Origin of the sequence: Paenibacillus pseudetheri, from assembly GCF_924513355.1 — a bacterium.
In the GTDB taxonomy this organism is placed as follows: Bacteria; Bacillota; Bacilli; order Paenibacillales; family Paenibacillaceae; genus Paenibacillus_AQ; species Paenibacillus_AQ pseudetheri.
Window position 1 is genome coordinate 43,829 of record NZ_CAKMAB010000042.1, and the last position, 11,690, is coordinate 55,518.

The 11,690-nt window shown below is 43.3% G+C and carries 9 protein-coding genes; 8 read left to right on the plus strand and 1 reads right to left on the minus strand.

The genetic code is table 11. The features are described from left to right. The first annotated feature begins 5 nt into the window (after positions 1–5). From L1028_RS25865 to L1028_RS25890, 6 genes are all read left to right on the plus strand, one after another. Positions 6–1,160 carry an MFS transporter gene (locus tag L1028_RS25865; RefSeq protein ID WP_234540845.1) on the plus strand — a complete coding sequence of 385 codons (1,155 nt, stop codon included), beginning with the start codon at positions 6–8 and terminating at the stop codon, positions 1,158–1,160. Positions 1,161–1,250: 90 nt separating this feature from the next. Beyond that, complete coding sequence (locus L1028_RS25870) at positions 1,251–1,976, plus strand: phosphonate ABC transporter ATP-binding protein (protein ID WP_234540838.1); 726 nt, start codon at positions 1,251–1,253, stop codon at positions 1,974–1,976. Between the two features lie 40 nt (positions 1,977–2,016). Beyond that, positions 2,017–3,294 carry a hypothetical protein gene (locus L1028_RS25875; protein ID WP_234540839.1) on the plus strand — a complete coding sequence of 426 codons (1,278 nt, stop codon included), beginning with the start codon at positions 2,017–2,019 and terminating at the stop codon, positions 3,292–3,294. Further along, positions 3,287–3,985 (plus strand): response regulator transcription factor, encoded by a 699-nt coding sequence (locus tag L1028_RS25880; RefSeq protein ID WP_042128265.1) that lies wholly within the window; start codon positions 3,287–3,289, stop codon positions 3,983–3,985. Before L1028_RS25875 ends, L1028_RS25880 begins: the two co-directional genes overlap by 8 nt. Continuing rightward, positions 3,982–5,433 carry a sensor histidine kinase gene (locus L1028_RS25885; RefSeq protein WP_234540840.1) on the plus strand — a complete coding sequence of 484 codons (1,452 nt, stop codon included), beginning with the start codon at positions 3,982–3,984 and terminating at the stop codon, positions 5,431–5,433. Before L1028_RS25880 ends, L1028_RS25885 begins: the two co-directional genes overlap by 4 nt. A gap of 11 nt (positions 5,434–5,444) precedes the next feature. Then, positions 5,445–6,503, plus strand: a complete 1,059-nt coding sequence (locus L1028_RS25890; RefSeq protein WP_234540841.1) for a GNAT family N-acetyltransferase — start codon at positions 5,445–5,447, stop codon at positions 6,501–6,503. Between the two features lie 195 nt (positions 6,504–6,698). Here the strand turns inward: L1028_RS25890 and L1028_RS25895 are convergent, their stop codons facing one another. Continuing rightward, the gene (locus L1028_RS25895) at positions 6,699–7,919 is read right to left on the minus strand and encodes a glucose-1-phosphate adenylyltransferase (RefSeq protein WP_423803093.1); all 1,221 of its coding nucleotides are present in this window, start codon (positions 7,917–7,919) and stop codon (positions 6,699–6,701) included. 218 nt (positions 7,920–8,137) lie between these two features. On the opposite strand from L1028_RS25895, the gene glgB reads away from it, so the two are divergent. After that, complete coding sequence (gene glgB, locus L1028_RS25900; RefSeq protein WP_279306918.1) at positions 8,138–10,075, plus strand: 1,4-alpha-glucan branching protein GlgB; 1,938 nt, start codon at positions 8,138–8,140, stop codon at positions 10,073–10,075. 48 nt (positions 10,076–10,123) lie between these two features. Next, complete coding sequence (glgA, locus tag L1028_RS25905; protein ID WP_234540843.1) at positions 10,124–11,548, plus strand: glycogen synthase GlgA; 1,425 nt, start codon at positions 10,124–10,126, stop codon at positions 11,546–11,548. Positions 11,549–11,690 lie beyond the last annotated feature (142 nt).

Genomic DNA, 11,690 nt, shown 5'->3' on the forward strand with positions numbered 1-11,690 from the left:
TATCTATTCGAAGTAACAGCAAAATGAATTTCATGATTCTTATTACCGCTACTATAGCGGCTGGACTCAGCCAAGGAATGCTGCTTCCCGTACTATCCATTCTATTGGAGCAGAAAGGAGTTTCCTCTTCGCTTAATGGACTAAATGCAGCTGCTTTATACATAGGATCATTCGGAATGACCTTGATTGCTGAAAGAGTTCTCGGAGCGATTGGATTCAAAAAATTGATTGCTGGCGGGATAAGCCTAGTCTTAGTAAGCTTGCTCTTATTTCCCTTTTTTCCTGGAATCAAAATATGGTTTGTGTTACGTCTACTTGTAGGTGTTGGTGATGCAGCTATCAATTATGCCGCTCAGCTATGGGTGCTGCTAATGACACCTGCCGAGCATCGCGGACGAAATCTTTCCCTGTATGGGATGTCCTATGGTCTGGGGTTTAGCTTGGGGCCACTTGGAATTAGTCTACTGCGCTTTGGTCAGGCAACACCCTTTATTGTTCTAGCTTTTCTTTTTTTGCTGGTCCTAATACTTGCCATTACAATGCTTCCAGATTCACGTCCAGATAAAGTTGAGAGTGGAGAAAGTCAGGTACGCCGGTTTGGACGTTGTTACAGTCTAGCGTGGTTCGCTTTAATTCCTGCACTCCTATACGGTTTCATGGAAGCAAGCTTAAACAGTAATTTTCCAGTGTATGGCCTCCGGATCGGTTACAGCACGGATCAAATTGCAGCCTTATTGCCTTTTGCGGGCATAGGGGGACTGTTGTTACAATTCCCGCTAGGACTGTGGAGCGACCGATTTGGTCGAAAGAAGGTATTGATTCTTACTGGGATTGTAGGCGGGATTGCCTTCGCATTACTGCCATTAGCAGGTGACCATTTCAAAGTGACTATGGTGCTGTTGATGATTGCTGGTGGACTTGTAGGCTCCTTTTTCTCGTTAGGGCTTAGTCTGGCTGCGGATATTTTACCACGACATTTACTGCCTGCTGCAAATGTGGTTGCTTCTTTTCATTTTAGTATAGGCAGTATTATAGGTCCAGGTATCGGCGGTTTGCTCATGCAAGCCGGCTGGGGCGGGGGGATTTTCGGCTTGATGGGCGCTTTATATATCGCCTTCGGATTGCTTGGGTTATTTTTCTCGCCACGGCAAAAAATTTGAGGTAAGATAAGAACGAGTGCTCGCATGGAAATTCATCTGGCTTTCAGAGTACACTATAGATTATAGATAAAGACAGGGAGAGGCTGAACTATGATCACAGTTGAACACTTAGCCAAGGCAGTTGGGGAAGATAAAAATCCAGTTCTACAGGATATAGGGTTTCAATTAGAACCGGGTGAGTTCGTAGCAATACTTGGAGGTAGCGGTAGCGGTAAGACCACTGTACTGCGCTGTTTAGCGCTGCGTGAGAAGTGGGATCGAGGGAATTTTAGAGTGGACGGTACAGATATAATGGCGAATGCCTTTACAGGTAAAAGAAAAATCCGCCGCGAGTGGGCATACCTGGAGCAGAATGCAGAGCTCAATCCTAACCGTACAGCATTGAAGAATGTACTGATCGGCCAGTCCGCACAAACGCCGTTATGGCGAATGGTTACTGGGATGGTACGTTCAGATGATTATATGGGTGCAATGGATGAATTGGATGCCCTTGGCCTCCTGGATAAGGCGAAGATGAAGACAAGTCAACTTAGTGGTGGAGAAAGGCAGCGTGTAGCGATTGCTAGAGCGTTGACTCACGGTGCTAAAGTGATTTTAGCGGATGAACCGGTTACGGGATTAGATCCTAAATCCGCGGAGAGCGTCTTGGAAACATTGCGGAAGCTGTGTAAAGAAACCGGTCTTACGGTTGTAACGGTGTTACCGATTGAATTAGCGGAACGTTTTGCTACGCGTCTATGGGTACTAGAAGATGGCAGAATTAAGCATGATATAAAGGGGCGTAGATTAACGTTCCAAGAACGTGCAAATCTTTAAATATAGGACACGGATAAGGAAAAGAGTGATGAAGTTGAATATGAGAAGCCTTAGGTGCTTTGTAGCTGCAACGCTGACGTTATCCGTACTGTCGGGTTGTACTTTCATCAGTGATCCTGTTTCTAAGATGAAATCCCCACAATTGTCTGCTGATAAAGCAACACTTATGGCTGCTATTAATTCACTTATGCCAGCAGGTTCCACGTTGATTCGTCCGACCAATGACGATGATAGTACCATCTTTAGTGAGGATCTCAATAAGGATGGGATTTTGGAGACGCTTGTGTTCTATAAGACTCCTGGAGAAGCTGTATTGATTCACGGAATGATCCTGGAGAAACAGGGCGACACTTGGGTCAAGAAGCTTGTATTCGATGGCGAAGGATCTGTACTAGAGTCGGTTGATTTGAAGGATATGACGGGTGATGGGAAGCTTGAGATTGTTACCGGCTATTCACAAGGTGAAGAAAAGGGTCTTGTCGTCTATAGCTATTCCACTGGATCATTAGAAGAAGTACTTTCACATCCTTATACAAAATATATGATTGATGATCTTAATAGGGATGGAATTGAAGACATCACCGTTGTTTATTTTAAAAGAAATGAATTTGCAACCATCTCGGTCTATCAGTACAATGATGGCTTTAAGGTACTCGATAAGCTTGATAATATCGACCCTTATTTTAATAATTATTACAATATTGTTGCAGGAAAAATCTCAAAGGATAAAGAAGGAATCGTATTGGATGCTGCAGTGGATTCCCAATCTGCCTATACCTCTATTGTCGTTATGGAGAATAACAAGCTGCGTGTGGTATTACCAGGCGATGCGCGGACTTATAAAGATCGTCGGATTGAAAGCGAAGATATTGATCATGATGGCATTATTGAAATTGGATTGCTTGAGGCGCCTAAAGGATGGGAGTATTTCGACCCCGCTGAAATTCCATACTTTACCTCCTATTATAAATGGGATGGGAAAGACGGTCTGACCTTCGCAACCCAGCTATATCATGATCCATCGGATCGATTCAATATTAATTTTTCTCCGGAATGGCATGGGAAGGTGACGGTTGATACGAAATCGGTTCTGGACGAGAAACTTAAGTTTATCATGTCAGATACCGGTGAGACGGTTGCTGAGGTTTCCTTCTTTTCTCCTTCTGAATGGGGCCGTGTGAAGAATGACGGTTGGGATCTGCTTGCACGTGATGCAGACAAGGTCATCGCCTACCGCGGTAAGTTAGAACAAAGTACACAAAAGGAAGGAAGCAATAAAATTGCTCCCCCTATAGAAAGGAAGGGAATAGATGAGTAAAGTACTGATACTGGAAGATGAGGAGTCCATTCGTAGTTTTATTGTCATTAACTTGAAGCGTAATGGGTTCGAAGTGATAGAGGCTGCGGATGGGCATGAAGCTCTTCACAAGTTAACCACGATCCCTGATATTGATATCGCTCTACTGGATGTAATGGTTCCGGGTATTGATGGATTTGAAGTATGTAGACGGGTCAGAGAAACCAATGAACGTTTGGGTATTATTTTTCTGACAGCCAAGGTTCAAGAGCAAGATAAAGTGTATGCCTTATCTGTAGGAGCGGATGACCATGTTAGCAAGCCATTCAGCCCGACAGAACTGATTGCTCGAATTCAATCGTTGCTGCGCCGAGTGAATGTTCATCGTGAACAGTCAGCGAAAGTTTCTTTCGTTTCAGGGCCATTTACCTTGGATCTTATTTCCAAACATTTTAAACGTGATAATGAAGCGATTGAACTGACGCCAACAGAGTTTTCATTGATCCAATTCTTTCTCGAAAAAGAAAATACACCGCTCAGCCGCGATCTTTTGCTGGATCATGTGTGGGGCAAGGAGTATATGGGTGATCCTAAAATTGTGGATGTGAATATTCGTCGTCTGCGTCAAAAAATAGAGAATAATCCGTCAGAGCCAGAATTTTTGCAAACGGTATGGGGACACGGATACAGATGGAAAGGCCAAGTACAATGATTAAGAAGGGGATGCGCAGACAAATTGTTCTACACTACATTCTTGTAGTTTTTTTGGCGCTTCTCCTCGTAGAAGTTATATTCCTGCTTGCCATCAGAACGTATTATTATGACAGTGTATATAGCAAGATAAAAAATCACATTACCACGGCAGAGTCGTTTTTTCATAAGCTAGATGGCGATAACAACTCGAACCAGCTGCAAGTGCTACTGGAGAGATTTGGGCTGGATAAAACCGAGTTAGAAGTATTGACCCTGAATGGGGATATGATCACCAGTTCGACTGGCTTTCAGCCAGACCGTACCATTACAACTAGTGATGTCCCTGAAGCGGTAGGGGGCAGCATTGGCCGCTGGGTAGGGCGCCAGAGTGGTACTAACGAGAGTGTTATGGCTGTGTCCAAGATACTGCAGGTTCACGGACGTGATACGTATATTCTAAGATATCTTACTTCACTTGAGGGTATCAACAACGATTTGCTTAATCTTACGTTACTGTCAATTGGTATAGGTGCAGCTGTTATGGCTGTTGTTATCGTGTTCAGCTTCGGACTTGCCAATTCAATCGTAAAGCCGCTCAATAACATTACGGCGGTTTCAGCCCAGATGGCTAAGGGTAGATTTAATGTGCGGATTAAAGGGAATTACAAATTTGAGATTGGTGACTTGGCTTCAACGCTGAATTATATGGCTCAGGAAATTGTGCGCAGCAATCAGATTAAGGATGATTTCATCTCGTCCATTTCACATGAACTTCGGACACCTCTTACAAGTATCAAGGGCTGGAGTGAAACCTTGGTTTCTGGTGGCTATGATCCGGAGGAGACGAAGCTTGGAGTCAGCATCATTTCCAAAGAAAGCGAACGCTTGATTGGTCTAGTGGAGGAGATTCTCGACTTTTCAAAGCTGCAGCAGAACCAAATGAAGCTGTCCATTGGGATTGTTGATGTGAAAGTGTTACTTCAGGAGACCATACTTAATATTTGGGCCAAGGCAGAGAAGAAACGGATTCACTTGCTTCTTGAATGTGAAGATGGGATCTATGTTAAAGGAGATGCCAATCGTCTAAAACAAGTGTTTTTAAATCTGGTAGACAATGCCGTGAAGTTTTCACATGAAGAGTCTAGTATAGAATTGTCTGCGAAGAGAATTTCCGCTACAGAGACTGCTATCATGGTTCGTGATAGTGGCATTGGGATTAGTGAAGCACATATCTCCAGAGTGAAAGACCGTTTCTTTCAAGTGGATGCGTTGAATGGGGGTACGGGATTAGGTCTAGCCATCTCACAACAAATCGTGGAACTTCACCACGGGAAGCTCGAAATGGAAAGTGAGCTAGGAAGTGGAACTGAAGTTACCGTAATCTTGCCACTTACTGAGAAGCTACCTGAAGTCAATTCAGATCATGTAGCACAAATTACAGCTACCTTACCTGAATCAGATGTCTAGGAGGTATGGTAATGGAAGCATGGGGGAATACGATTAGGATCGTTCGTGGAGAACCTGATCGGACAGGTGATATCTTGAGGCTGCTGCAGGAAGCAGCAAATTGGATGGAACGAAATGGGATTAAGCAATGGACCCCCGGCCAATTTAACGAGAATGATATCACAGGCTATTTCGCCGATAGGCATGTTTATCTTGCGATTGACGATGAAGCAGTAGTTGGTATGTTCACGTTACAATTCAGTGATCCTCAATACTGGGGAAGAAAAAACGATGAGTCTTATGCATATTTGCATAGGTTAGCTGTAGCGGGTTCACACCGTAGTCAGGGACTTGGTCAGCATATGCTTAAATATGCAGTGGTGCGAGCCAAAGAACTTGGCTGCAGAGGACTTAGATTTGATACTGTCGCACATAACATTAAACTCAATCGTTATTATCAGAGCATGGGTTTTCATTACATGGGTACTAACGATATGGGAAATGGTCGTTTAGTGAACCTGTATGAGCATTTTGAGGAACAACCTGATTCCGATCGTCTGATTCTTAGATTTATTTCTGAATCGGACTTTGAGCACCTGAAACGATGGAGTGTCTCACCTGAGTATCTGAAGCAATGGGCTGGACCTTCACTAACTTATCTTCTTGACGATGACCAGCTTACTAAGTATTTAGATGGAGCTAATCATCCAGCGTATTCTGATCGCCTTATTTTCTGTGCGGTGCATGAAGCTACGCAGCAGGTCGTGGGACACATCAGTTTTTCTGCCATAGACCGGTCGAATCGATCTGCACGTATTGGCAGAGTAGTAGTAGATACTGATTATCAGGGTAGAGGCTTGGGAACAAGGATGATGAATGAAATGCTCCGGATCGGATTTGAGAGCTTGGATATGCATCGTATTTCCCTGGGAGCTTTTGCTTTCAACACCGTTGCCCTGAAAACCTACGAAGCATTAGGCTTTAAGCGGGAGGGTGTAGAGCGCGAATCAGCGCAGTTTGGGGAGCAATATGTAGATTGTGTGGAAATGAGCATTTTAGATCGAGAATGGTTAGCGCTCCAAAAATCATAAAGGTTAACTTCTAACAACCGAAGGGCTGTTGCTCTGGTCATGATCGACCAGGTCAACAGCCCCTTTTTATAAATATAAGAATATATAAGTTTTACGCTATACATTATCCTTATATTTCTCGCATAAACGCTTACCGTCCATTTGGGACGTCGAAGGCGTTTTTGCTTGATCAAGTATTTATATATATAATGGTTTTTATGAAGGGAGAACTTCCCGTAGACGTCCTGTCTTCTCATAAACATCCTGAAACAGACGGGAGGGTTGATTTCGAACCGCTGGCTTAGGAGTTACGGTCTCATAGGGCCCAACAACTACAATATTATTAATACTTCCCTTGACGACAGCACCATCCTTAATAATGGCGCCTTCGCCAATAATGGCATTTTCGATCTGTACGCCACGTCCAATGCGAACGCCAGGCATAATAACGCTTTGTTTAATTTGGCTCATTTTACCAATTTCCACACCATTGAAGATTACAGAACGTTGCAAGCTGCCTTCTTGCGTGCAGAATTCATTCACGAGAGAGTCCGTTGATGGGATCTGAACACGTGGTTTATGAACAGCAAGCTTAGTCCGGCGACTCCGGCTATACATTGGCCAATGAGCTTTGTCGAGCTTCATGCCATTGTTTTTTTGCAGAAGATCCATATGTGCTTCCCAGAGACTACCCACAGTACCTACATCTCTCCAGTATCCTTTGAAGCGGTAAGCGAATAAATCATCATTCTGATCAAGCATCGTTGGTATAACGTCTTTACCAAAGTCATGACTGGAATTCGGATTAGCTGCATCCCGTAATAAGTGCTCCTTCAGATAAGCCCACTCAAACAGATATATACCCATAGAAGCTAAATTACTTCTAGGTACTTTTGGTTTTTCCGCAAACTCAGAGATTTTTAGTTCATCATTTACGTTCATCACTCCAAAACGACTAGCTTCATCCCACGGTACCTCCATTACGGAGATCGTGGCTTTAGCAGCCTTGCCTACATGATAATCCAACATTTTGCGGTAATCCATATGGTAAATATGGTCACCGGATAGGATAAGTACATGCTCTGGATTACAACTATCAATATACTCAATATTCTTATAAATCGCATCAGCAGTTCCTGTATAGCTGTCTCTGCCTTCAACACCGGAAGGAAGCAAGGTGACACCTTTGTCCTTTTGACTATGTAAGCCCCAAGGTTCACCTTCACCGATGTGATCGTGCAAGGATTCAGCTTCATATTGCGTCAGGACACCTACTGTATCAATTTTAGAATTTACACAATTACTTAGTGGGAAATCAATAATTTTATACTGTCCACCGAAAGGGACTGCAGGCTTAGCCATACTGGAAGTCAAGGGAGCCAATCTGCGGCCTTCCCCTCCTGCCAAGAGCATGGCGATACAATCTTTTTTGTTAATCATTTGTTATCCCTCCCATTATTTTGTCAATGCTTGTTATATAAACTTACAACAAGCACTTGAAACGACATAGGTGAAGTATATTGCTGCGTAAAAAGAAAAATTACAACTAATATTTCTTTATCAGAAAATTTTTTGTTTTCACATCAAATCATTTTCAAAATGGTAATATTCGGTTAATCTAATAGGTACAAGCATTCAAAAAAGGTGGTGTAGAATTGGCTGAAATAGCAACAATCGATACCCTTCCGTCAGCTTCTGATATTTATTTGTTCCATGAGGGCACCAATTATCGCAGCTATTCTATGCTGGGTGCGCACACTGCCGCTGAAGAAGGCGTTACGGGCGTGCGCTTTACCGTGTGGGCTCCTCATGCGACATATGTAGGACTAGCTGGTGATCTTAATGGCTGGGATGGAACGCGGGACATGGACTCGTTATATAAGATACCCGATTCAGGATTTTGGAGTCGTTTTTTTCCGGGAATAAAGCTGGGAACTTTTTACAAATACAGAATTGTTGCTAGTGATGGCTCCAGCTTCTTAAAAGCGGATCCATTTGCCTTCAAAGCTGAGATTCGCCCGGCGACTGCATCCGTTGTTACGGATCTCAGTGGTTATCGTTGGGGAGATGCAGCATGGCGGAGAAGGAGTAAAGTTCCATATCATCAACCGATGAACATTTATGAGATGCATTTTGGAACTTGGCGTCAAAAAGAAGATGGAGAATTTTATAGCTATCAGGAAATGAGTGAATTATTAATTCCTTATTTGGTGGAAATGGGCTATACCCATGTAGAGTTTATGCCGCTTGCTGAGCATCCATACGATTTGTCTTGGGGCTATCAAGGGACGGGGTATTTTGCGGCTACTAGCCGATATGGTGAACCCCATGAGTTGATGTATTTAATCGATCACTTGCACCAAGCTGGAATTGGTGTCATTCTGGATTGGGTTCCGGCCCATTTTGCAAAGGATGCACACGGTTTAAGAATGTTTGATGGTTCGCCACTTTATGAATATGCAGATCCAATGTTGGCGGAAAAACCTGGCTGGGGAACCCTTTCGTTTGACTTTAGCAAGCCAGAGATTTCTTCGTTTCTCATTTCTAATGCACTCTTTTGGTTTGAGTATTATCATATTGACGGGATGCGTGTAGATGCGGTTACCAGCATGCTTCGTCTCGATTTTGAAAAACAGGCTCATCAATATCGGCGTAATGTGAATGGTGGTCTGGAGAATTTAGAGGCCATTAAATTTATTCAGAACCTGAATAAAGCGATATTTCAGTACTATCCTAAGGCACTGATGATGGCAGAAGAATCCAGTGCGTGGCCTGGCGTTACAGCGCCGGCTCATGAAGGTGGTCTCGGTTTCAACTACAAGTGGAATATGGGATGGATGAATGATACTTTGGGCTACATAGAACATGATTTCTGGGCGCGCCCTCATCATCATAATTTATTAACATTTCCAATATGTTATGCTTATGCCGAAAATTATGCATTACCGTTATCACATGATGAGGTTGTACATGGCAAGAAGTCATTACTTGATAAAATGCCGGGTTCTTATGAACAAAAGTTCGCAGGACTTAGGCAACTGCTCGGTTATCAAATTTCCCATCCCGGAAAGAAACTTCTGTTCATGGGAGGAGAATTTGGTCAATTTATCGAATGGAAGGATCAGGAACAACTGGATTGGCTACTGCTGGACTATGACAGCCATCGCGGCATGCTAGCTTACACTGCTGCACTTAATAAACTTTATCGCTCGGAGAAAGCCCTGTGGGAGCTTGATCATTCCCAAGAGGGTTATCAATGGATTGATGCAGATGACAATGAACAAAGCGTAATTTCATATCTGCGTAAAGGCAAGAAGCCTGGAGATACGTTGTTGTTTATCATCAATTTTCAACCTTCCCAGCGTCAACAGTATCGGATAGGCGTTCCACGCCCAGGGACTTATGAAGAAGTCTTTAGCTCTGAAGATGTAGCGTTCGGAGGTTCGGGTATACACAACTTGCCTCAGAAGAGTAAAAAGTTAGAATGGCATAATCAGGTGAACAGTATAGAGCTAACATTACCGCCTCTTAGCTTCCTGGTGTTTAAGAAAATGTCACGAGTGGGTAAGAGTAAAGAGGCTAATGAGTCATAGATTAAAGAACGAATAGAGAATCCGTACACTTTAAAGGGGGAAATAATCATGAAAGTTTTATTTGCCGCAGCTGAAGCTCATCCATTTATCAAAACGGGTGGTCTGGCCGATGTCATTGGGGCATTACCTAAAGCGCTGAAGGGTGCCGGGGTGGATGTACGAGTGATTTTGCCTAAATATCGTGGGATTCCAGAAAAGTTCACTTCAAAAATGGAGCATTTAACAGAAGTGTATGTGCCAATCGGCTGGCGTAATCAATACTGCGGGATCGAACATATGGTTTATGACGGTATCCCCATTTACTTTATCGACAATGAATATTATTTTGGACGGGATGGAATCTACGGATATATGGACGATGGAGAGCGCTTCGCGTTCTATAATCGTGCGGTGCTGGAGTGTCTGCCCGCTATTGATTTTCAGCCGGACGTCTTGCATTGCCATGATTGGCATGCGGCTGTAATCCCAATGCTGCTTCAGGGTCATTATCGACACAATCCATTCTATAGCGAAATGCGAAGTGTATTTACCATACATAACCTGTTGTATCAGGGCGTGTTTCCTTATGAAATACTTGGGGAGTTATTGGGTCTCGACAGTAGTTATTTTCTAGGGGTTGAGTATTACGGAAATGTGAATTTCTTAAAAGGTGGCATTGTATACAGCGATCGTGTCACCACCGTTAGTCCAACCTACTCCGAAGAAATTCGGACACCTTATTATGGTTACGGGCTGGATGGATTACTAAATGCACGGGCGGATGTATTAAGTGGTATTGTGAACGGAATTGATACGAAAAGTTATAATCCTGCAACAGATCCAAGTCTGGTTACCCGGTATCGTTCTAATCTGGCAAAGAAAACGGAGAATAAGTTAGCCTTGCAGGAGGAATTAGGACTACCTGTGGATGCTACTATTCCGATGATTGCCATGGTTACTCGTCTTGTGGATTCCAAAGGTTTAGATCTGCTTACACGTGTATTGGATGAGCTACTATATAATGATGATGTTCAATTTGTTCTGCTTGGAACGGGGGATGAGTCCTATGAGCGGTGGTTCAGGGAAGCAGCTTGGCGTTATCCGACAAAGCTATCTTCACAAATCCTCTTTAATGATGCTCTCTCACGTAAAATATATGCCGCTAGTGATATCTTTCTTATGCCTTCCAAGTTTGAACCATGTGGGATCAGTCAACTTCTCGCTTTGCGCTATGGCAGCATACCCGTTGTGCGAGAAACCGGTGGTCTGAATGACACGGTTCAACCTTATAATGAAGAATCCGGTGAAGGGAACGGCTTTACGTTCAGCAACTATAACGCCCATGATATGATGTTTACGCTTCGTCGGGCGATCTCATTATACAAGCGACCTGAACACTGGAAAAAAATTACGAAAAACGCGTTCGCTGGCGATTATAGCTGGAATGTATCGGCTCAGCAGTACATCGATATTTATAATGAAATTACGGAATAAAGGTTCATCAGATTTTGTAATAGGTTAATAAGGGAGGGGCTGTCCCATAAGTAGATATTCTACTAGCGGAGATAGTCTCTCTATCCTCTTAAAAGTTTAAAACGTCAACAGAGCAGCGATTCTCCTGTTATTGGAGAATCGC

Excerpts from the sequence above, each read along its gene's own strand:
- L1028_RS25870 (WP_234540838.1), top strand. The coding sequence starts at position 1,251 with ATGATCACAGTTGAACACTTAGCCAAGGCAGTTGGGGAAGATAAAAAT.
- L1028_RS25875 (WP_234540839.1), top strand. The coding sequence starts at position 2,017 with ATGAGAAGCCTTAGGTGCTTTGTAGCTGCAACGCTGACGTTATCCGTA.
- L1028_RS25880 (WP_042128265.1), top strand. The coding sequence starts at position 3,287 with ATGAGTAAAGTACTGATACTGGAAGATGAGGAGTCCATTCGTAGTTTT.
- L1028_RS25885 (WP_234540840.1), top strand. The coding sequence starts at position 3,982 with ATGATTAAGAAGGGGATGCGCAGACAAATTGTTCTACACTACATTCTT.
- L1028_RS25890 (WP_234540841.1), top strand. The coding sequence starts at position 5,445 with ATGGAAGCATGGGGGAATACGATTAGGATCGTTCGTGGAGAACCTGAT.
- glgA (WP_234540843.1), top strand. The coding sequence starts at position 10,124 with ATGAAAGTTTTATTTGCCGCAGCTGAAGCTCATCCATTTATCAAAACG.